General features: G+C 66.8%; 23 protein-coding genes. 14 read left to right on the top strand and 9 right to left on the bottom strand.

Annotation, left to right across the window (positions count from 1 at the left end; translation table 11 throughout):
• Window positions 1–11 precede the first annotated feature (11 nt).
• From mutY to JQ639_RS09805, 3 genes are all read left to right on the top strand, one after another.
• A complete protein-coding gene (gene mutY, locus JQ639_RS09815) occupies window positions 12–1,124 on the top strand; it encodes an A/G-specific adenine glycosylase (protein WP_211965925.1) in 1,113 nt (370 codons plus the stop codon).
• A 52-nt stretch (window positions 1,125–1,176) separates the two neighbouring features.
• The gene (locus JQ639_RS09810) at window positions 1,177–1,530 is read left to right on the top strand and encodes a hypothetical protein (RefSeq protein ID WP_211965924.1); all 354 of its coding nucleotides are present in this window, start codon (window positions 1,177–1,179) and stop codon (window positions 1,528–1,530) included.
• A 177-nt stretch (window positions 1,531–1,707) separates the two neighbouring features.
• The gene (locus tag JQ639_RS09805; RefSeq protein ID WP_211965923.1) at window positions 1,708–3,357 is read left to right on the top strand and encodes an ankyrin repeat domain-containing protein; all 1,650 of its coding nucleotides are present in this window, start codon (window positions 1,708–1,710) and stop codon (window positions 3,355–3,357) included.
• 12 nt (window positions 3,358–3,369) lie between these two features.
• Here JQ639_RS09805 and JQ639_RS09800 read toward each other — a convergent pair whose 3' ends face one another.
• On the bottom strand, window positions 3,370–4,041 hold the full coding sequence (locus JQ639_RS09800) for a helix-turn-helix transcriptional regulator (protein WP_211965922.1): 672 nt from the start codon (window positions 4,039–4,041) through the stop codon (window positions 3,370–3,372).
• A gap of 97 nt (window positions 4,042–4,138) precedes the next feature.
• On the opposite strand from JQ639_RS09800, the gene JQ639_RS09795 reads away from it, so the two are divergent.
• Entirely contained in the window at window positions 4,139–4,570 is a 432-nt protein-coding gene (locus JQ639_RS09795) for a PaaI family thioesterase (protein ID WP_211965921.1), read from the top strand.
• Window positions 4,571–4,602: 32 nt separating this feature from the next.
• Here the strand turns inward: JQ639_RS09795 and JQ639_RS09790 are convergent, their stop codons facing one another.
• Window positions 4,603–5,874 (bottom strand): flavin-dependent oxidoreductase, encoded by a 1,272-nt coding sequence (locus JQ639_RS09790; RefSeq protein ID WP_211965920.1) that lies wholly within the window; start codon window positions 5,872–5,874, stop codon window positions 4,603–4,605.
• 187 nt (window positions 5,875–6,061) lie between these two features.
• Here JQ639_RS09790 and JQ639_RS09785 point away from each other — a divergent pair, with 187 nt between their 5' ends.
• Window positions 6,062–6,457 (top strand): carboxymuconolactone decarboxylase family protein, encoded by a 396-nt coding sequence (locus tag JQ639_RS09785; protein ID WP_211965919.1) that lies wholly within the window; start codon window positions 6,062–6,064, stop codon window positions 6,455–6,457.
• A gap of 3 nt (window positions 6,458–6,460) precedes the next feature.
• On the opposite strand, the gene JQ639_RS09780 is transcribed toward JQ639_RS09785, so the two are convergent.
• Entirely contained in the window at window positions 6,461–7,399 is a 939-nt protein-coding gene (locus tag JQ639_RS09780; protein ID WP_211965918.1) for a LysR family transcriptional regulator, read from the bottom strand.
• Window positions 7,400–7,536: 137 nt separating this feature from the next.
• On the opposite strand from JQ639_RS09780, the gene JQ639_RS09775 reads away from it, so the two are divergent.
• The 3 genes from JQ639_RS09775 to JQ639_RS09765 all read left to right on the top strand — a co-directional run bounded on the left by JQ639_RS09775 (window position 7,537) and on the right by JQ639_RS09765 (window position 10,786).
• Complete coding sequence (locus JQ639_RS09775) at window positions 7,537–7,965, top strand: nuclear transport factor 2 family protein (RefSeq protein WP_211965917.1); 429 nt, start codon at window positions 7,537–7,539, stop codon at window positions 7,963–7,965.
• Between the two features lie 238 nt (window positions 7,966–8,203).
• Entirely contained in the window at window positions 8,204–9,376 is a 1,173-nt protein-coding gene (locus JQ639_RS09770; RefSeq protein ID WP_211966545.1) for an acyl-CoA desaturase, read from the top strand.
• A 207-nt stretch (window positions 9,377–9,583) separates the two neighbouring features.
• On the top strand, window positions 9,584–10,786 hold the full coding sequence (locus tag JQ639_RS09765) for an MFS transporter (RefSeq protein ID WP_211965916.1): 1,203 nt from the start codon (window positions 9,584–9,586) through the stop codon (window positions 10,784–10,786).
• 108 nt (window positions 10,787–10,894) lie between these two features.
• Here the strand turns inward: JQ639_RS09765 and JQ639_RS09760 are convergent, their stop codons facing one another.
• Window positions 10,895–12,031: a site-specific DNA-methyltransferase gene (locus tag JQ639_RS09760; protein WP_211965915.1), complete on the bottom strand. Its 1,137-nt coding sequence runs from the start codon at window positions 12,029–12,031 to the stop codon at window positions 10,895–10,897.
• Between the two features lie 376 nt (window positions 12,032–12,407).
• On the opposite strand from JQ639_RS09760, the gene ypfJ reads away from it, so the two are divergent.
• Together ypfJ and moaB are read left to right on the top strand one after the other, a co-directional pair.
• Window positions 12,408–13,340, top strand: a complete 933-nt coding sequence (gene ypfJ, locus JQ639_RS09755; RefSeq protein ID WP_211965914.1) for a KPN_02809 family neutral zinc metallopeptidase — start codon at window positions 12,408–12,410, stop codon at window positions 13,338–13,340.
• Between the two features lie 12 nt (window positions 13,341–13,352).
• Complete coding sequence (gene moaB, locus JQ639_RS09750) at window positions 13,353–13,904, top strand: molybdenum cofactor biosynthesis protein B (protein WP_211965913.1); 552 nt, start codon at window positions 13,353–13,355, stop codon at window positions 13,902–13,904.
• A gap of 127 nt (window positions 13,905–14,031) precedes the next feature.
• On the opposite strand, the gene JQ639_RS09745 is transcribed toward moaB, so the two are convergent.
• The 4 genes from JQ639_RS09745 to JQ639_RS09730 all read right to left on the bottom strand — a co-directional run bounded on the left by JQ639_RS09745 (window position 14,032) and on the right by JQ639_RS09730 (window position 16,127).
• Complete coding sequence (locus tag JQ639_RS09745) at window positions 14,032–14,202, bottom strand: hypothetical protein (RefSeq protein ID WP_211965912.1); 171 nt, start codon at window positions 14,200–14,202, stop codon at window positions 14,032–14,034.
• Window positions 14,199–15,173 (bottom strand): bifunctional helix-turn-helix transcriptional regulator/GNAT family N-acetyltransferase, encoded by a 975-nt coding sequence (locus tag JQ639_RS09740; RefSeq protein WP_211965911.1) that lies wholly within the window; start codon window positions 15,171–15,173, stop codon window positions 14,199–14,201. Before JQ639_RS09740 ends, JQ639_RS09745 begins: the two co-directional genes overlap by 4 nt.
• 77 nt (window positions 15,174–15,250) lie before the next feature.
• Window positions 15,251–15,826: a glycosyltransferase family protein gene (locus JQ639_RS09735; RefSeq protein ID WP_211965910.1), complete on the bottom strand. Its 576-nt coding sequence runs from the start codon at window positions 15,824–15,826 to the stop codon at window positions 15,251–15,253.
• 94 nt (window positions 15,827–15,920) lie between these two features.
• A complete protein-coding gene (locus tag JQ639_RS09730) occupies window positions 15,921–16,127 on the bottom strand; it encodes a hypothetical protein (RefSeq protein WP_211965909.1) in 207 nt (68 codons plus the stop codon).
• A gap of 116 nt (window positions 16,128–16,243) precedes the next feature.
• On the opposite strand from JQ639_RS09730, the gene JQ639_RS09725 reads away from it, so the two are divergent.
• Together JQ639_RS09725 and JQ639_RS09720 are read left to right on the top strand one after the other, a co-directional pair.
• Window positions 16,244–17,425 carry a PA0069 family radical SAM protein gene (locus JQ639_RS09725; protein WP_211965908.1) on the top strand — a complete coding sequence of 394 codons (1,182 nt, stop codon included), beginning with the start codon at window positions 16,244–16,246 and terminating at the stop codon, window positions 17,423–17,425.
• A gap of 27 nt (window positions 17,426–17,452) precedes the next feature.
• Window positions 17,453–17,911, top strand: coding sequence for a VOC family protein (locus JQ639_RS09720; protein ID WP_211965907.1), 459 nt, complete (start codon window positions 17,453–17,455; stop codon window positions 17,909–17,911).
• A gap of 24 nt (window positions 17,912–17,935) precedes the next feature.
• On the opposite strand, the gene JQ639_RS09715 is transcribed toward JQ639_RS09720, so the two are convergent.
• A complete protein-coding gene (locus JQ639_RS09715) occupies window positions 17,936–18,274 on the bottom strand; it encodes a DMT family transporter (RefSeq protein WP_211965906.1) in 339 nt (112 codons plus the stop codon).
• Between the two features lie 168 nt (window positions 18,275–18,442).
• Between JQ639_RS09715 and rnhB the strand changes: the two genes are divergently transcribed.
• Together rnhB and JQ639_RS09705 are read left to right on the top strand one after the other, a co-directional pair.
• A complete protein-coding gene (gene rnhB / locus JQ639_RS09710; RefSeq protein ID WP_211965905.1) occupies window positions 18,443–19,252 on the top strand; it encodes a ribonuclease HII in 810 nt (269 codons plus the stop codon).
• Between the two features lie 78 nt (window positions 19,253–19,330).
• Window positions 19,331–20,839 carry a glycosyltransferase family 39 protein gene (locus JQ639_RS09705; protein ID WP_211965904.1) on the top strand — a complete coding sequence of 503 codons (1,509 nt, stop codon included), beginning with the start codon at window positions 19,331–19,333 and terminating at the stop codon, window positions 20,837–20,839.
• Window positions 20,840–20,841: the final 2 nt, after the last annotated feature.

Below are 20,841 nucleotides of genomic sequence, written 5' to 3'. Positions count from 1 at the left end.
TAGATAACGGCATGAGCATATCAGGTGCCGCGGCGCGGCGAAAGAAATCGCAAGCGGCTGCGGACGCCCCCGACCGGGCGGCGGCGGTGCTCGCCTGGTACGACCGCCATCGCCGCCGGCTGCCCTGGCGGGCGCTGCCGGGGGAGACGGCCGATCCCTACCGGGTCTGGCTTTCCGAGATCATGCTCCAGCAGACGACGGTCCGGGCGGTCGGCCCTTATTTCGAGAAGTTCACCGCGCGCTGGCCGACGGTGAGTGACCTCGGCGCGGCCAGCCTCGACGATGTGCTGCGGCTGTGGGCGGGGCTCGGCTACTATTCGCGGGCCCGCAACCTGCACGCCTGCGCGGTCGCGGTGCTGCGTGATCATGGCGGCATGTTCCCCGACAGCGAGGAGGGGTTGCGGTCGCTGCCCGGCATCGGCCCTTATACCGCCGCGGCGATCGCGGCGATCGCGTTCGACCGGCGCACCATGCCGGTCGACGGCAATATCGAACGTGTCGTGTCGCGTCTGTACGCGGTGGAGGAGGCGCTGCCGAAATCCAAGCCGCAGATCCAGCAGCTCGCTGCGACGCTGCTCGGCCCGGCCCGCGCCGGTGACAGCGCCCAGGCGCTGATGGATCTCGGCGCTACCATCTGCACGCCCAAAAAGCCGGCCTGTGCCCTCTGTCCGCTCAATGGTGGCTGCGCGGCACTGGCGCGCGGCGATCAGGATACCTTCCCGCGCAAGGCCCCGAAGAAAAGTGGCGTGCTGCGCAGTGGCGCTGCCTTTGTTGTCCGGCGCGGCGACGAACTGCTGGTGCGCACGCGGCCACCGAAGGGGTTGCTGGGCGGCATGACCGAAGTTCCGACGTCGGAGTGGCGCGCCGGTCTCGCGGACAGCGAGGCGCTGGGCGAAGCGCCGGAACTCAAGGGCGTGACGCGCTGGCATCGCCGGCTGGGGACCGTAACGCATGTGTTCACGCATTTCCCGCTGGAGCTTGCCGTCTACACCGCCGATGTGCCGCCGCGCACCCGTGCGCCGGACGGTATGCGTTGGGTGCCGATCGCTACCCTCGCAGACGAGGCGTTGCCCAATGTGATGCGCAAGGTGGTGGCGCACGGGCTCGGTGACGACGCACCGTAACGCGGTTGCGACCGTTCTTCTTCACGTCATGAACGACAGGGCAGGACACAACATGATTGTCGAACTGGTGACCTTCACGCTTCCCGAGGGCTGGACGCGAGCGCAGGAGCTCGATGCGGTGCGCGCAATCGTGCCGAAATGGACGGCCAACACCGAACTCGTGCGCAAGCACTTCCTGTGGGGGCTCGGCGACGATACCGGCACAGGCGCGGGCTTCTATATCTGGCCCTCGATCGAGGCGGCGCAGCGCGCCCACAACGCCGAATGGCGCGCGGCCGTCAAGCATCGCACTGGCCATGAGCCGACGCTGCGGTATTTCGATCTGATGAGCGTTGTCGATAACGAGCACGGCGCCGTGACCGAATGGTCGGAGGACGGCACGGCGCATCGCCTGCCGAAGGCTTGAGGCACGGTGCCGTCGGTTGACCGGCACCGAAGGCAGCCATAAGGTTGGGGCGCGGTGCAGGCCGCGCCCGGGCCCGCGGGAAGGGTTGAACCCACCTGTCATCGTTCTGATCGCAGCTTCCAGCCTTTGTGCAGCCGGTCTTGCGGGTCGTCGGCGTGTCATGCACGGAGGTTTCCGATGAGCCGATCGACCGATCGCCTGAATCTCGAACATCTCAAGAAACAAGCCAAGGATCTGATCCGCGACTATCGCCGCGGGGATGCCGACGCGATGGCGCGCTTGCGCCGCGCGCTTCCGGCGGCCGCCGGTCGCGGCGATGACGATCTTGCCGCCCTCGGCCTGAAGCTGCACGATGCACAATCCTGCATCGCGCGCGACAACGGCTTCCTGTCATGGGCTGACCTGAAACGCTACGTCGAGGCACAGTCGACGTCTCGCGACGATCGCGCTGATCTCGTCAGGCGCTGGCTCGGGCTGGTCTACGCGGGCGACCTTCATGGGACCGAGGATCGCGCCAACCCTCGCGTCGCGGTGCGGATGCTGGCGGAGCATGCCGGGCTCGTCGGCGATGATCCCTATCTCGCCTGCGCGGTCGGTGACGCGGCGGTGCTGCAACGGGCGACGCAGGACGATCCTGCGTGGCTGCATCGGCCGGGTGGCCCGCTGGCGTTGCCGCCATTGGTCGCCGTCGCCCATTCCAGCCTTCTCCAGGTCCCCGAGTTTCGCGATCGCCTCCATCGCTGCGCGCAGCAACTGCTGGCGGCCGGCGCGGACGTCAACCAGCGTGTCAGCAGCCGCCTGCCGCCGGCCTCGCTGAACGCGCCGGATGATCGCTACCCGTTGTCGGCGCTCTATGGCGCCGCCGGCCAGAACCACGATGTCGCGCTTACAGCAATGCTGCTCGATGCGGGAGCGGATCCAAACGATGGCGAGTCGCTCTATCATTCACTGGAAAACCCGGCCTGTACCCGCCTGTTGCTGGAGCATGGCGCGCGGGTCACAGGCAGCAATGCACTCTACCGCGCGCTCGACCTGCCGGGCAGCGATGCGATCGAGCTCCTGCTGCAGCATGGCGGCGATGCCAACGAGCCGGCGGGCAATGCGCCGCTGACCGACTGGGGCACGCCGTTGCTGTGGGCGATCCGCCGCCGGCAATCGGTGCGCCATGTCGCGGCGCTGTTGAAGGCCGGCGCCGATCCGACCGCGCGCTCGGCGTCGGGCATCGGTGCCTACAGCCTGGCGCTGCAGTTCGGACTGGAGGATGTCGCGCAGTTGCTGCGTGCCGCAGGCGCGGCGGAGGCGACGTCCGAGGACGAGCTGTTCGTCGCGGCCTGCGCGCGCGGCGATGCGAATGAAGCGCGCCGTCTTCAGGCGCGGCGGCCCGACCTGCCGGCGGCGCTGTCGGCGGCCCAGCTGCGGCTGTTGCCCGACATGGCCGCAGGCGGGGGCGACGCAGGCGCGCGGCTAATGGTCGAGCTGGGATGGCCGATCACCATTCGTGGCGGGGATTGGGACGCATCGGCACTCAATCTCGCCGTCTTCCGTGGCAACGCCGAGTTGACGCGCTTTCTGCTGGCGCATGGCGCGACATGGACCGAGGAGCATGGTTTTGGCGACAACGCCTCCGGAACCCTGAGCTGGGCATCGTGCAACGAGCCGGTCGAGGGCGGCGACTGGGTCGGCTGTGCCAGGGCGTTGCTCGATGCCGGCATGCCGTCGGCGACACCCGATCCCGAGGATGCGGACGCGGTGCTGATTGCGGGACGCAGCAAGCGCTTTTCCGACGCCGTCACCGAGGTGCTGCTGGCGCCGCGCGACCAGGCGTGAGGATCGCTGCGTTCAGTGCCGTTGCCGAAGGTAAGTGGCGAGATCCTGCCCCGGTGTTTCCGTGAAGGTGTCGGCGCGGACCGCGACCTCGGTCATGCGGTCGAGGCGAAACACGCGGAAATCGCTGCGCTGCGGACACCATGCGATCAGAAGCCAGCCATGGGCATAGGTGGTCAGCGCCAGCGGGTGCACGTCGCGCGCCGACCGGCGTTGCTGAGCGTCGTGATACGCAAAGCCGAGACGTTTACGCCCGCGGATCGCGGCGCGGATCTGCGCGGCGCAATCCGGCGCTCGCTGCTCGAACAGCTGGCGCGCCCGCAACCGCCGCTGCGAGGGCGGCGGGGTCGGGCCATTGCCCCAAGCGGCGTCGATCTTGGCACGGGCTGCCCTGGCCGCGGCGACGAGGTCGGGGTCACCGACCTGCTCGACAAACGCAAGGCCGAGGGCGACCGCGTCGATTTGATCGTGGTCGAATGCGAGCGGCGGCAGGTCAACGTCGCCGCGCAGCACATAGCCGACGCCGGCGGCGCCTTCGATCGGAAAGCCCTGGGCCTGCAGCGTGGCGATATCGCGGTAGATGGTGCGCACGGATGTCTCCATCGCCGCAGCGAGGTCGTCGGCGCGGTTGACGGGCCTTGCCTTGAGGCGGGCCACGAGGTCGATCAGGCGGTCGGCGCGGCGCACGGTGCTGGTCCGGATGATTGGGTGCGGAGCATGCGGTCTCCTGACACCACGCTGTCAGGAGCACTGCGGTAAGGCAAGGCCTTCACTGGAGAGAGCCATGATCCGCACTGCGCTCGACGATATCGCCATTCCGCCGTGTTCGCGCCTGCTCGGCTGGCGCGGCCTCGAAGCGCACCCCGACGATGGCTTCATCCGCATCGGCTTCGCGGCGGGGGCTGAATTCTGCAACCCGGCCGGCTTCATCCAGGGCGGCATCCTCGCTGCCATGCTCGATGACACCATGGGGCCGGCGGTGTTCATCCGCACCGGCGGCCGCCTCTATACCGCGACCATCGGCCTGTCGGTGAATTATCTCGCGCCGGCACGGGTTGGCACGATCATCGGCGAAGGGCGCGTTGTACAGCTCGGCAAATCTGTGGCGTTCACCGAGGCGAAGCTGCTCGATGAGGCGGGCATGCTGCTGGTGACAGCCACGTCGGCCGCGCGCCTCATCGAGAGTGACAGGCTGCTCGGCAGAAATGCCGCCTGACGACATGCCGCATCGTTGAACGGCTGGCCCGATCAGGTCGTGCCGTCCCGCGGCACGATCGGCGGTTTGGCGTTGAGCGCCTCGACCTGGAAACCGGCGACGCGCTTGTAGGTGTTGGCGATGTCTTCCAGCTCCTGCTGCGTCAGGACGTCGGTGACGACCTCGTAGCCCTGGGGCGCGCGCTCTTCGACGAGTTGCATCACCTGTTCCGGGCCGTTGCGCCGATTGAGTTTGACAAGCTCGGTCGTGGCCGGGCGGCGCTCGGCCTCGTAAGCTTCAAGGGCGGCGGTGGTTTCGCCGTGAGCCCTGATTTCGCGGGTCAGCGTGCGGGCGTCGAGAATTGCCTGCGACGCGCCGTTGGAGCCGATCGGGTACATCGGGTGGGCGGCGTCGCCAAGCAGGGTGACGCGGCCGAAGGTCCAGCGGTCGAGCGGATCGCGATCGACCAGCGGATATTCATAGGCGTGCGGACAGTTGCGGATCAGGCCGGGGACATCGAGCCAGTCGAACCGCCAGTCCTCGAACCACGGCAGGAACTCATCGAGCCGGGCGGCACGGTTGTAATCCTCGCGGCGCCACTGGTAGTTCGGGTCGAGCAGGCGTTCGGCGACCCAGTTGATCTGGTACTTGCCGTTGCGGTCCGGCGCCTTCGAGATCGGGTAGCACACGAATTTGAGCACCTCGTGGCCGGCCATGATCATGGTGCGGCCGGTGAGGAAGGCGTCGGAAGTGGTGATGCCGCGCCACAGGATGCGGCCGTTCCACAGCGGAGCGCCTTCGCCCGGATAAAGTTTTTCTCGTATCGCGGAATGGATGCCGTCGGCGGCGATCAGGACTGCGCCGTGATGGGTTCCGGCGTCGCGGCCGGTCGCACGATCGATGAAGCGAGCCTCGATGCCGTCCGAGGTTTCGGCGAAATCCTTCAGGTGATGGCTGGTGAGCAGGCTGTCGGGGCCGAGCCGCTCGATCACGGCGTCCAGCAGGATCTGCTGCAGGATGCCGCGATGGATCGAGAACTGCGGCCAGCGGTAGCCGGCCTCGATGCCGCGCGGCTCCGACCAGATCGGCTGGCCGCGCTTGGAGAAATAGGCGAGCTCGCAGGTGCGCACCCCGTAGACATCCAGCCGTTCCTCGAGGCCGAGTTCGATCAGCTCGCGCACCGCATGCGGCAGCACATTGATGCCGACGCCGAGCGGGCGCAGCTCGGCTACGCTCTCGAACACCCTCGCCTTGATGCCGATCTGATGCAGGCTGAGCGCAAGCGTCAGTCCGCCGATGCCGCCGCCTGCGATGAGAACCGTCATGGGAATGTCACTCCTGATGGGATCGCTGCCTCATGACACGCCCAGGGCGGACGGGCAACGGCCAAAGGCTGTGGCGCAACGCAGCATAGGCGGGCGGCCGGCATTGCAGTGATCCGCGCCGCGCCATTGACCGTTGTGGTTCGCGCCTGCGATCTTCGAGGCTCCCTTCCGAAGATGGATGACCACCATGAGCAAGCCGCAGCCGATCGAATATGCCGATGCCTCGCCGCAGGTCCGCGCCGTGTTCGACGACATCATGACCGCGCGCAACGTCAAGGACGTCAATAATTTCTGGAAATACCTCGCGAACGATCCGGTGACGCTGAAGCGCACGTGGGAGAGCCTGAAGGAGGTGATGGCGCCGGGCGCGCTCGACCCGCTGGTCAAGGAAATGATCTATGTCGCCGTCAGCGTCACCAATGGCTGCGGTTACTGCATCGCCAGCCACAGCGCCTCCGCGGCGAAGGCGGGGCTGACGCAGGCGCAGTTCGGCGAGTTGATGGCCGTCGTCGGCATGGCCAACGAGACCAACCGCCTGGTGAACGGTTATCGCGTGCCGATCGATCCGGCATTCGAGAAGTAGCGCCTAGCGTTTACCGCTACGGTGCGCGCCATGGGCTGAGGTCTCCATGGCGTGTCCGATCGCGAGGATCTGACGGCGCAGCCAGATCGATCCGGGATCGACCTGGGCGCGTGTCGGATAGAACATGAACTGCTCGTCGATGCCGGGGTCGAGTGGCGGGGCAATGGCGACGAGCCCGAGCGGCTGCGCCAGGGCCGCGATCAGGCGGCGCGGCACGAAGGCGACGAGGTCGGTGCGCGCCGCCATGTGCAGCGCTTCGATATAGCTCGGCACCACCAGGGCGATCGTGCGTTCGACACCCTTGTCGCGCAGCCACTCGTCGATCAGGTCCTCGCGCTGGCCGCGCCCGACCACGGCAACATGCCGCGCGGCGAGGAACGCGTCGAGACGCTTGAGCCGTCCGCGCAACGGATGATCCCGCCGCACGGCGAGGGCGTCCGAGTCGGTGTAGAGCTTCTGGCGATGGAAGCCCTTGAAAGCGTCGCCGATGCAGATCACGAGGTCGATGGTGCGGGCGAACTCCGGCGTCATGATCGCAGGGCCGCGCCATGGCGCGACGTCGAGCCGCACGCCTGGCGCGTCGGCGGCGAGACGCGTCAGCAGGGGCGGCAGCAGCAGCTCGACCGCGATGTCCGGCATCATGACGCGGAAGCGTCGTTCGCTGTGCTTGGCATCGAAATCCTCGGCGACGAACAGTCCGCGCACCTGGTCGAGCGCTTGCGATAGCGGCGCCCGCAGCGCCTGTGCGCGCGGTGTCAGCTCCATGCGTGCGCCGACCCGCACCAGCAGGGGATCGCCGACGAGGTCGCGCAGCCGCTGCAGCGCGTGGCTGGTCGCCGGCTGCGACAGGCCGATCCGCAAGGCGGCGCGGCTGACGCTTGTCTCCGACAGCAGCGCGTCGAGGGCCACCAGCAGGTTGAGGTCCAGCGATGCCAAATTCATCCGCCGAATATAGATCATATAAAGCATCGATTGGAAGAATGGTGTCGCCTTCCTCACTGTGGTGTGGATCGAAGCCGCTGCGGCGCCGTCAGGACGGTCCGGCCTTGCGTCGGGCGGCATGTCCGAAGGAGACTTCCATGAGCACGACCGATATCAGGCTATCGCTGCAGGCGATCTTCGATGGCCTCGCCAACCGTGATGGCTCGCGGTTCATCGATTCACTGGCCGACGACGTGAACTGGACCATCATCGGCCACAATTCATGGTCGGGGACTTTTCGCGGCAAGGAAGCGGTGCTGCGCGATCTGTTGACGCCACTGCGGGAGCTGCTCGTGGAGCGGTCGCGGACCGTGGCATCGCGGATCATCGTCGACGGTGACGTCGCCGCGGTCGAGGCGCGGGGGCACAACGTGACGAGGTCCGGAGCGCGCTACGACAACGAGTACTGCTTCGTCTTCCGTTTCGCCGGCGGCAAGATCGCGGAAGTGACCGAGTATTCCGATACGGAGCTGATTGTCAGCGCCCTGGGCGATCGCGCGGCCGTACTGGCGGCCAGGGGCGACTGAGCCCGAGGGCCGCGCGCCGGGTCGATGCTGGTGAAAAATCCGGCATTGGCGCGTTTGGGATGCTGCTCATTTCCGTGATTCGTTGCCATCAAGCGCCAGTGCCGGACGATTCTTCAAAATCGGCCGGTTCCGTGCTACGACATGTCGCGGGGTGGATGCCGACGCGTTGGCCGGCGGGGGATATATGGTCTCCCGTGAAAATGTCCCCGTGATTTCGAGCGGTAGAAACAAGACCCGAATGCCTGACAAGTTCCCTGAGACGTCCGCGGCCGACGAGCACGATGACATCATCTATCCGTCCGCCATTCCCTTCGTCCTCGTCCACCTGGCCTGCTTCGCTGCGATCTGGACCGGCGTGACATGGCAGTCCATCGCCATCTGCGTCGGGCTCTACTGGTTGCGCATCTTTGCGATCGGGGCAGGCTATCATCGCTATTTTTCGCACCGATCCTATGCGACCAGCCGGGTCTTCCAGTTCATCCTGGCGTTTCTTGCCCAGACCACAACCCAGAAGAGCGTGCTGTGGTGGGCGGCCAAGCACCGGCATCACCATCTGTTCTCGGATACCGAGCGCGACGTGCACTCCCCCCGCCAGAAGGGCTTTTTCTATAGCCATGTCGGCTGGATCTTCGCGCGCCGGCATGACACCACGGACCTGATCAAGGTCGATGATCTGGCGCGTTATCCGGAACTGATGTGGCTGCACCGGCTGGAGCAACTGCCGGCGATTGTCCTGGGAACGCTGTGCTTCCTCATTGGCGGATGGTCGGGTCTTGTGGTCGGCTTCTTCTGGAGCACGGTGCTGGTCTACCATGCGACGTTCTGCATCAATTCGCTGGCCCATGTGCATGGCAGGAAGCGCTACGTGACGGGCGACGATTCCCGTAACAACTGGCTGCTGGCGCTGTTCACCATGGGCGAGGGCTGGCACAACAATCACCATGCCTATCAGAGCAGCGTCCGGCAGGGCTTCAAGTGGTGGGAGGTCGATCCGACCTACTACATCCTCCGCGCGCTCTCCTGGGTTGGCGTGGTCTGGGACCTGAAGGCGCCGCCGGAACAGGTGCTGCGCAACGAGCAGCAACTGGGCTCCCGGGTCATCAACCGCGCAGCCGAGCAGTTGGCGGCGCGGTTCAATTCGGAGCGGCTCGCCGCCACCATCGCTGCGGGGCTGCACGGTCCCGATCTGACCGCGTTGCAGGATGCGTTGTCCCGCGCCCGCGATCGCACGACCCAGGTGCTGGCGACGTGGCATCTGCCGCATATGCCGAGCCGCGAGGAATTCATGGCGGAAGCGAAGGTGATGTTCGCCAAGACCCGGTCGCTGGACGACATCATCAATCGTGCCTACGAGATCGTCCTTGCCTCGGTCGGCACCCACCTCGCGGCCGCGACGCAAGCGAGGTCGTAGCCGCATCGCGATCGCGCGGGCACGAGGGGCTTTCCCTCGCGCGCCGAGAACGGTCTGACAGGAAACCTGGCGTCCCAATCGGGGGCCAGGTTTTTTTGCGCCTTGAGCCTCGGCAAGGGAGTCTGAAAATAAGGGATCTTGGTCATTTCGGACATCCGCGAGATCAGCGATACTGGGGATCAAATCACGAAGCAAGGTCTCGTCCGAATGACATCCAGCGCGCGCAACGCCTTCGTCCTCGCCGTTTGCCAGGGGTTGTTCACGGCGGCGCTGTCGATCGATCTCACGCTCACCGGGCTGACGGGCTACCAGTTGGCCCCGGACAAGTCGCTGGCGACGCTGCCGTTCGCCCTCATCACGGTTGCCGGGGCGATCGCGACATGGTTCGCGTCGCAGTTGATGCAGCGTATCGGGCGCAGATGGGGTTTCATTGTGGGCGCCCTGACGTGCGCGGCTGGCGGGCTGTTGTCGGTGTGGTCGATTGTCCATGCCGACTTCTGGATGTTTTGCCTTGGCACCGCCGCGGTCGGCGTCTTCCAGGCCTTCGCGCAATACTATCGCCTCGCGGCCGCGGATGCCGTCGGCACGGAGTTCAAGGCACGGGCGATCTCGACCGTTCTGGTCGGCGGCGTCATCGCCGCGGTTCTGGGGCCGGCGCTCGCCGCATGGAGCAAGAGTCTCCTTCCGGTGCTGTTCGCGGGGGCCTATTTGATGGTCTTCGGCCTTGGACTTCTCTCCGCCGTCGTTCTGCTGGTCGGGTATCGCGATGCGGAGCCTGTGCACGCTGATGTCGTCACATCCGATCTCCCGGCTCGTCCGGTGGCGACCGTGATGATGCAGCCGATTTCGCTGGCGGCGATCGCCAACAACGTGGTCGGCGGGGCCGTGATGATGCTGGTGATGACGGCCGCGCCGCTGGCGGCAGTCGCATGCCATCACAGCATCGATGACGGCGCCAACATCATTCAATGGCATCTCGTCGGCATGTATGCCCCGTCACTGTTCGCGGGCTACCTGATCCGGAAGTTCGGCCTGCCTTCCATCCTGTTCGCCGGAATGGTGCTCAGCGCGGCGTGCAGTGTGGTGGCTGTCGCCTCGGTGACGCTGGTCGCGTTCTACGTCGCGCTGTTCTGCCTCGGCGTTGGCTGGAACTTCATGTTCGTCGGCGGGACGACGCTGTTGGCACAGTCCTATCGGCCGGCCGAGCGGGCGCGCGTGCAGGGAACGGCCGAGATGATTCGCTTCGTGGTGACGGCCATCGCGTCGCTGTGCTCCGGACCGCTGCTGGAACGCTACGGCTGGGCTGATCTCAACATCGTCGTTTTGCCGATGATTGTGGTCGCGGCCGCGATGACATGGGTGTGGGTTCGCGCGGAGCGGCGCGAACGCGCCTCGTTCGCTGCCGCGTAACGTCCAAATCCATTGCTGTCGTTCTCGGCAGCGCTCACCCCAAAAAAGAATGCCCGCGACGGGCGCGGGCATCGGGAACATGGCATCGGGATGGCTGGGGCGGCGGTGTCAGCCCGCCGCCGCCGTCTCGCCGCGGATCTCGGCGCGCAGTTCGTCGATCAGGCGCAGGCCCTTCTTGGTCTCGATGTGCCAGAACGTCCAGCCGTTGCAGGCTTGTGCGCCTTGCGCCAGGGCGCCGATGCGATGGATCGAGCCGACTTTGCCGTCGAACATGATGGCGCCGTCGGCGCGAACCAGTGCGCCATACTTTTTCTTAGCATCGACGAGCTTGGTGCCCGGCGAGATCATGCCACGCTCGATCAGCTCGGAGAACGCCACGCGCGGCGCTTCGCGCGCGGTCATGAACGGGGCGAGCGTCGCCTCGGGCAGCGGCTCGATGGCGGCGATGCGCTTTTCCGCCGCAGCGGCATAAGTGCGTTCGCGCTCGAAGCCGATGTAGTTGCGGCCGAAGCGCTTGGCCACCGCGCCGGTGGTGCCGGTGCCGTTGAACGGATCGATGACGAGGTCGCCGGGCTTGGACGACGACAGCAGCACGCGGGCGAGCAGGCCTTCGGGCTTCTGGGTCGGGTGGATCTTCTTGCCGTCGGCGCCCTTGAGACGCTCCTCGCCGGTGCACAGCGGGATCAACCAGTCGGAGCGTACCTGCACGTCCTCGTTGGCCGACTTCAGCGCTTCGTAGTTGAAGGTGTAACCCTTGGCGTTCTCGTCGCGCGCGGCCCAGATCATGGTCTCGTGCGCGTTGGTGAAACGCCGGCCGCGGAAGTTCGGCATCGGGTTGCTCTTGCGCCAGACGATGTCGTTCAGGAGCCAGAAGCCCAGATCCTGCATGATCGCGCCGACGCGGAAGATGTTATGATAGGAGCCGATCACCCACAGCGTCGCCGACGGCTTCATGATGCGGCGGCAGGCGAGCAGCCAGGCACGCGTGAAGTCGTCGTAGGCGCTGAACGAGGCGAACTTGTCCCACTCGTCGGTGACGGCGTCGACATGGGAGTCGTCGGGACGCCGCAGATCACCTCGAAGCTGGAGGTTGTACGGCGGGTCGGCGAACACCAGGTCGACCGAACCGGCCGGGAGCTTTGACATTTCGGCGACGCAATCGCCGACAATGATGCGGGACGACGGTGAAGATTCAAAATGAGTGCGGGGCGCCTTTGCAGACGCCCCGCGACGCGACACACCCATGACTCAAAACTCTGACTCAGGCGACGCAGCCGGCGACGCGGGACCAACAAACCAGCTATCCACACCATGGCGGCCCAAGGTAAAAATCGACTTAACCGTAGGCAGCTTCTTCCGTGTGCAACGCACGTCGCGCATATTTTTTATGACGCGATGCGCGCGACATGACTTGCGAACGCACGATCGCTGTTGGAACCGGGGCGAATCGCGAGATGAACAGGCAATGCGCAGGCGGGGGCGAGCCTGCGACAAGACGTGTCGCGGCCACTAGGCAATTTTTGCCGGGCGCGCTAATTGTTAAGCTATCGGAAGTGGTGCGGTCCCGGCCGCGTCGTCTCGCGGCGGTTCGCTGCAGGACCAGCAATGAAGGAGATGCCTGATGCGCTACGATGACTTTCGTCGCAGCGACAACATCGACGACCGCCGTGACGACGGGGGCGGCGGTGGTGGTGGGGGCGGCTTCGGCCTTCCGGTCGGCGGCGGTGGCCTCGGCATCGGCACGGTCATTGTGCTCGGCCTGATCGGCTGGGCCGTCGGTATCGATCCGCGCGTCCTGATTGGCGGCGCCGAAATTCTCACCGGTGGTGGCGGCCAGGCGCCGAGCTACCAGACCGACCGCAGGTCGGGTCCGGCCAAGACCGGCGCGCCCAAGGACGAGATGGGCAGCATGATCGCCGGCGTGCTCGGCGAGATCGACGATCGCTGGACCGAGATTTTCCAGGCCAGCGGCCAGACCTACACCGGTCCGCGCGTCGTGCTGTTCCGCAATGCCACCAATGGCGGGCGCTGCGGCATGGCGCAGTCGGCGATGGGGCCATTCTATTGCCCGCCGGACCGGCAGATCTTCCTCGACACCGCCTTCTTCCGCGAGGTCGAGACGCGCTTCCGCGGCTGCTCGGGCAGCGCCTGCAAGTTCACGGCGGCCTACATCATCGCTCACGAGGCCGGACATCACATCCAGAACCTGCTCGGCATCCTGCCGCGCGTCACGCGCCTGCAGCAGCAGGCCGGCAGCAAGGCAGAAGCTAACGCGCTGCAGGTCAAGGTTGAGCTGCAGGCCGACTGCCTCTCCGGCGTATGGGTCAACCGCGAGCAGAAGAAGCGCAACTTCCTCGATCCCGGCGACATCGACGCCGCCCTGACCACCGCGTCGGCGATCGGCGACGACACCCTGCAGCGCCAAGCCACCGGCCGCGTGGTGCCTGACTCGTTCACCCACGGCAGCGCCGAGCAGCGCAAGCGCTGGTTCATGACCGGCTACCAGCAGGGCACGGTGCAGGCCTGCAACACCTTCGCCGCCAGCAACCTCTGACGGCGGTGCGGCATGGCGATCGATGACACAAGGACGTTCGTGCCGCTGAATATCGCGGTGCTGACGGTGTCCGACACCCGTTCGTTGGATGACGACAAGTCCGGTGCGACGCTGCAGGAGCGCCTCACGGCGGCGGGCCATCGTCTGGCGGCCCGCGACATCGTGCCGGACGATGTCGCTGGTATCCGCGGCAAGGTCCAGGGATGGATCGCCGATCCGGGGGTGGATGTGATCATCACCACCGGCGGGACCGGGTTCACAGGTCGTGACGTAACGCCGGAGGCGGTCGAGCCGCTGTTCGAGAAGCGGATGGATGGCTTCTCCATCGCCTTCCATATGCTCAGCCACGCCAAGATCGGCGCGTCGACCATCCAGAGCCGCGCCACTGCCGGGGTAGCCGGGGCGACCTATATCTTCTGCCTGCCGGGCTCGCCCGGCGCGTGCCGCGACGGCTGGGATGGCATTCTCGCCGCGCAGCTCGATTACCGCACGCGTCCCTGCAACTTCGTCGAGATCATGCCCCGCCTCGATGAGCATCTGAAACGCGGCAAGGCGAAGGGCTGATAAAAGGCTGAAAGCCTGAGTCTCGTCGTGCATTGACGCGACGAAAGCGCGTAGCCCGGATGAGCGTCGCGATATTCGGGATTGACGTCCGAGGGCGTAGCGCCGGGTGTCGCTACGCTTGTCCCGGCTACAGCTTCAGTTTTGTGAACCCGAGCCCTGTGACCCACGCGAGAATGTCGCGCAGCCTGCGCCCCGCCTGCCGATAGGCGACGACACGCAGCGCCTGCGCGCGCGTTCTCTGGGCGGCGATCAGCTCGTGCGTCACGCGCGGTTGTCGCCCGCGACGCATCGGCGTCATGGCTCGCGTCCGGACAGCGCGAGCTCCCAGGTCTCGCCAACGAGATCATGGCCGAAGCTGTGGTGCGGTTCGACGCCGACCCGCACGAAGCCCGCGTCGCTGTAGATCCGCCGGGCTGCCAGAAGGATATCCTGCGTCCACAGTGTCATCTTGCGATAGCCGCGTGCACGGGCGAAGCCGATGCATTCCTCCACCAGCCGCTTGCCGAGGCCGAGGCCGCGCGCGGCGGGGTCGACCAGCAGCAGCCGCAGCTTCGCCACCTCGTCCGACTGCCGCACCACGAACACCGCGCCCAGTCGTTCGCCGTCAAGCTCGGCGATCCAGCAATGCTCGTGCGCGGGATCGAAGTTTTTCACGAAGCTCGCGACGATCTCGGCGCACAGCGCCTCGTAGGAAATGTCCCAGCCATATTCGCGGGCATAGGATTCGCCGTTGAGTTGCACTACCCAGCCCATGTCCCCGGGCCGGTGGGGGCGGAGCACGACATTGCCGGCGTCGGGCTTCTCGTTGTTGAGAATGCGGTCGACATGTCCCATCGCCGCGACCAGTCGTGCACGGGCTGCGGGTGGAAGCGGTTCGAGCAGGGCACTGACCGCCGCGCGGGAGCGGCCGTCCAGCACGTCATAGGCAGCACGCCCCCTGGCCGTCAGGACCATGCCGTGCTGGCGGCGGTCCGAGGCAAGTGGCGTGCGGGTGATCAGATCCTCGTCGGCGAAGCGCTGTACGATGCGGCTGAGATAGCCAGCATCGATCGCAAGTTCGGCACCGAGCGTCTTAGCCGTGAGATTGTCGCGATGGGCGAGTTCGAACAGCACGCGGGCTTCGGTCAGCGAGTACGGGCTGGCCAGCAGATGCTGGTCGAGCACGCCGATGGTCCTGGTGTAGCGGCGGTTGAAGTGCCTGACGGCAGCGACCTCTGAGGCGAGTGCGTCGGAGGCAGGCGGGGTGTCGGGCGAGGCGGGATGCGACATGACTTCCTGTCCGTTGATGGCGAACAGTGTCGGGCATTATTTTGACTTGGTCAAATAATAATTTGACCAAGTCAAATTTATCCAGCCGGTACGAAGATCCGGGTGCGCAGCAGCGCCCGGCCGGAGCGGCCGAGATGCGACAGCAGGCGGGCCTCGGAGCGGCGGGCCGTCGTCGAATGGCCGCCCAGCCGGTCGTAGTGGCTGCGGGCAATCAGGAGGCCCTGATCGGCCACCGGGCCGGACATGCGCAGGGCGAACTGCCGCAGCCGTGCGCCCAACGACAGCTCCGCGTAGGGGGAGCGAGCGTAGCGGAAGATGCCGGCGCGCGCCTTGCCGCTCAGTGCGATGGTCTGGATGAACTGGGAAGTTTCGTCGATCCAGCCATGATCGAGAACCGCTCCGGGATGGAGGAACATCAGCCATTCCGAGCGCGCCTGCCGGGCGCCGGCGGCGAGCGCCTGCGCCCGTGATCCCGTCACCGCGACGAAGCCGCAGCCGGCGACATCGGCCACCCGGGCGATGGTGTCGGTGCCCGAACGGTCGACGAGCAGGACTTCGCGAATGACGCCTGCTGCGGCCCCCGGCACCAGTGCGGCAAGGGTGGCGACGACCGGTGGCTCCTCGCCCTCGGTCGGAATAATGACACTCAACATGGACATTGCGATCCTGAGTTCCTGCCTCAGGTTCGCAGCCTTATCATCTCGCTGTCATGAAAGCAGCCGGTCGTCGCCGGGCGTCGCTGATCAATTAGTAGTCACCCGGCGACACGATGGAGCCCGGTGCCGGCACCACAACGGTGTAGCCGATCGCAAGGCTCTCTGCGGGCGCCATGGCATAGTCGTCGTCGACCGCTGGCCCGTAGGCGCGGCCGGCGCGCGCCGCTGCGGTGGGCGCGGTCGATAGCGTTGCACAGCCCAACAGTGTTGCGGCGACCGCCAGATACAGTACTCGCATGACGTCATTCCCTGAATCGTTGATGCAGGGCCAGCGCCGCGCATCGGCAAGGGCTCCGGCGGGACAACTGAATTTTTGTTCTTGTTTTGTTCAATTTGCCTGCCTACATTGAGCACATGAGCCAGGTGTCCCGCGCCAAGACCTCTCGTACCGCGTCTCTCCCGCCGGTGTCGGTGTCCTCCCCGCCGCCGGTGGGAGCTGTGGCCCCGTTCGGCGAGCCCGCGGCGCTTGTCGACGAGGAGCGCCGCCGCGGCCGCGGCGCACAGTCCAACGCCAGCGGCCGCTATGAGGCGGAGGCGCGTGTCGCCTTCGACGACGGCTGGCAGAGCCTCGACGATCTTCCCGCGTTCAAGACCACTGTTGGCGTGGACACCGCGCGCAAGGTGATCACCCGCAACGACTCGCCGGACATCGGTTTCGATCGCTCGATCAATCCCTATCGCGGCTGCGAGCATGGCTGCGTCTACTGTTTTGCGCGGCCGACCCATGCCTACATGGGGTTGTCGCCCGGGCTCGACTTCGAGACGAAGCTGTTCGCCAAGCCGGACGCGCCGGCGCTGCTCGAAAAGGAGCTGGCGTCCGCCGACTACGAGCCGCGAATGATCGCGATCGGCACCAACACCGACCCGTACCAGCCGATCGAGCGCGAGCAGCAGATCATGCGCGGCCTGCTTGAGGTGCTGGACCGTGCCGGCCATCCCGTCGGGATCGTCACCAAGTCGGCGCTGGTGACCCGCGACATCGATATCCTGTCGCGGATGGCGAAGCGCAACCTCGTCAAGGTCGCGCTGTCCGTCACCAGCATGGACCCCAAGCTCGCGCGCACCATGGAGCCGCGCGCCGCGTCGCCGGCGCGGCGGCTCGAGGCGCTGCGGCAGTTGTCGGAGGCCGGCATCCCCACGACGGTGATGGTTGCGCCGATCATCCCGGCGCTCAACGACAGCGAGATCGAGCGCATCCTCGATGCCGCGGCCCATGCCGGCGTCAAGGAGGCGAGCTACGTGCTGCTGCGGCTGCCGCTGGAGGTCCGCGACCTGTTCCGCGAGTGGCTGATCGCCAACTACCCCGACCGGTATCGCCACATCTTCACGCTGATCCGCGACATGCGCGGCGGTCGCGACTACGACTCGCAATGGGGGACGCGGATGAAGGGCACCGGGCCGCTCGCCTGGATGATCGGGCGCCGTTTCGAGATCGCCTGCGGCAAGGCCGGCATGAACAAGCGCCGCGCCAAGCTGACCACGGAGCATTTCGTGAGGCCCAAGCGTGGTGGACAGCAGCTCGGTCTGTTCGACTGACCCGCAAACAAGTGAAAGAGTGTTGCAATGAGTAAAACGGATCTTCCGCCGCCGCCGGCGCGTTTCACGGTGGTGACTTTGGGGGTGGCGGACGTTGGCCGGAGCGCTGCATTCTACGCGGCGCTGGGATTCGCCCGCAAGCTCGCGGTGGCCGGTGACAATGTCGCGTTCTTCGAGACCGGCGGCTCAGTGCTCGCGCTCTATCCCTGGGACAGCCTGGCGCGCGACGCGGCGCTGCCCGAAGCGCCGCGGCCCGCGGCATTCCGTGGCGTCACACTGGCATGGAATTGCCGCAGCGAGGCGGAAGTGGATGCCGTGTTGGCGTTCGCGCTGTCACAGGGCGCGACGTCGCTGAAAGCGGCGCATCACACCGACTATGGCGGCTATTCCGGTTACTTCAGCGATCCCGACGGCCATCCCTGGGAAGTGGTGACTGCGCCGGGGATCGAGGTCGGCGACGATCGTCGCGTGCATCTCGCCGACTGACGTCCGCCGCCAGCAGGCGCGGCGTCAGGTCTTGGTGGACAGGTTGAGCCCGGCCGCACCGGCGACGATGAGAGCGATAAACATCAGTTGCATGGTGGTGAGTGGCTGGCGCAGGAACAGCCAGCCGGTCATCGAGATCAGCAGGATGCCGACCCCGGACCAGACGGCGTAGGCGACGCCGACCGGAATGCGGGTCAGCACATGGGACATTGTCCAGAAGCAGCCGGCGAAGATCACGATTGCGATCAGGCCGTAGAGTGGCCGGCTGAAGCCCGCTGATTTGGTCAGCAGCGTCGTCGCCGCCACCTCGGCGACGATGCACAGGCCAAGCAGCACCCACGGGCTCGAGAAGGCATTCAACATGACGATCCCTTCGGAGTGAGGCGCGGAGCAGTTCGCGCCGGGCACGGGAACATGTCGGCGCAGGTACCATCGCTCCGCGACCGCAGGATGATGGGGCGCGGTTGAATAGCGGGCATGGCACGGATTTGCGTCTTGCGCGGCTGATCCGGCCGCCGCAGCATCGCCGCCATGATTCGGGATCGGGCGCCTCGCAAGCCGACCAGGAAAGCTGCCGCGGGCCCTGCGGACGCGCCGTCGCCGCGTGGCCGTGCGAAGGTCGCAGCTCCGGCCAGGAGCGCCGCGACGACGCCGCCGAACTTTCGACGCGAGCGCGCTCTGCTCAAGCGCGGCGTCTGGCCTGTCGCCGGTTGCGATGAGGTTGGCCGCGGCCCGCTGGCCGGTCCGGTGGTCGCCGCCGCGGTCATTCTCGACCCCGACCGTGTTCCGAAGGGCCTCGACGATTCCAAACGCCTGACCCGCGAGCGGCGCGAAGCGCTGTTCGAGGAGATCTGCGCCACCGCCTCGTTCGCGGTCGCGGTCGCGCCGCCGTCTCGGATCGAGCGTGACAATATCCTGCGGGCATCGCTCTGGGCGCTGGCACGCGCGGTCGACGCGCTCCCACAGGCGCCCCAGCATGTGTTCGTCGATGGCCGCGACCGGATCGACGTGCCCTGTGGCTGCGACGCGGTAATCGGCGGCGATGGTCTCGTGGTCTCGATCGCCGCAGCCTCCATCGTCGCCAAGGTGGTCCGCGACCGCCTGATGGGCAAACTCGCCGAGGAGCATCCCGGCTACGGCTTCGAACAGCACATGGGCTACGGCGTGCCGCTGCATCTGGCTGCGCTCGACACGCTTGGCCCGACCGCGCACCATCGCCGGCTGTTCGCGCCCGTCGCGGCGGCGTGGCGCAAGCATGGCGGCGATCTGCCGGAGGAGCCGGCTGCCCCGGAGCCTGACACCCAGGCCGATCTGTTCGAAGCGCTCGCCGCACCGGTCTGACAGGCCGGAACGTTGCCTGACCGGCCGTTGCGGCTTATCACAGGCGACTGCCTTTGCCCTCGCCAGCGGTTCTTTCTCATGCGCTTCACGTCCCTGATCGTCGAACTCGTCCGCGCGCGGCCCAGGCTGATCTTCTGGATCGTGGTGCTGGCGCAGGCGGCGCTGTGGCTGGTGCTGCCGACGCTGCTCTACCGCAGCCCGCCGGGCGACATGGCGACGCTGCTGGTGTTCGGCCGCGAGTACCAGGTCGGCACGGATATCGGGCCGCCGCTGGCGTTCTGGCTCGCCGACATCGCCTTCCGGGCCGCGGGACATCATGTGGTCGGCGTCTACCTGCTGTCGCAGGCGTGCTTCGTCGTGACCATGTGGGCGATGTTCGAGCTCGGCGCCGCGGTGATCGGACGCCAGCAGGCGGTGCTGGCAGTGATGCTGACCGCGACCTTCCTGGTGTTCAGCTTTCCCGGCGTCGAGTTCGATTCCCAGGTGCTGGCGCGGCCGCTGTGGGCGCTGGTGCTGCTCCATGGCTTTCGCGTCGTCGGTCAGGGGCGGGGCAATGCCTGGTTCGCACTGTCCATCGAGGCTGGCTTGCTGCTGTTGACCACGCACGCCGCCGTCGTGCTGCTGGTGCTGCTGCTCGGCTTCATGCTCGCGACGGCGCGGGGGCGGCGCGCGCTCGCTTCGCTCGATCCGTGGTTCGCGCTGATCGTGATCGTGGTGCTGGTATTGCCCTATCTGATGTGGCTGGTGCGCGCCAATTCGCTGCATCTGCCGCCGCTTCCGCCGGCTACCGAGCTTGGTGCGCGCGCCACGCGGTGGGGCGAGCTCGTCGCCACACTGGCGCTGGCGATGGCGGGCGTCGCGATCCTCGCAATCGCCAACGCGCCGCGCTGGTCGCGCCGCCCGGAGGATGCGCCCTCCATTTTTCGTCCGCCGGTCGATCCGTTCGCGCGGCGCTATGTGCTGTTTTTCGCCAGCGTTCCTGCACTGGTCCTGACATTGCTCACGGCGCTGTTCGGGTTTTCGCAGATTGCCGGCGGCGCCGGCACCGTGCTGCTGCCCGCCGGCATCGCGGCGATGCTGTTCGCGGGCGATCTCATTCCGCTGCGCCGGCAGGAGGTGCTGCGCACGGTGTGGGCGGCGATCATCGCCGCGCCCGCCGCGGCGACGCTGCTGATCACGCTGGTGCAGCCCTGGGCTGGTGTCGAAGTGAAGACGTCGCTGCCGGCTGCGCAGATCGGGCACTTCTTCGGCGACAGTTTCGAGCGGCGCACGGGCCTGCCGTTGCGCGCGGTCGCGGGCGATCCGCAACTCGCCTCTCTGATCGCACTCGGTGCGCCGCGCCAGCCGCACCTGTTCCTCGATGCCGCGCCGGAGCGCACGCCATGGCTGAACGCCACGAAGTTTGCCGAGAACGGCGGCATCGTGGTGTGGCGGGCCGCCGATACCGCCGGCACGCCACCCGAGGACATCGCCAGGCGTTTTCCGGGTCTCGCGCCGGAGGTGCCGCGTGCGTTCGAGCGCACGGTCAACGGCCGTCTGCCGCCGTTGCGGATCGGCTGGGGGATCGTCCGCCCGAAGTCGTCCTGAGC

The sequence above is a fragment of the Bradyrhizobium sp. U87765 SZCCT0048 genome (assembly GCF_018131225.1).
Lineage (GTDB): Bacteria > Pseudomonadota > Alphaproteobacteria > Rhizobiales > Xanthobacteraceae > Bradyrhizobium_A.
This window is presented reverse-complemented; position numbering and strand designations above follow the sequence as displayed.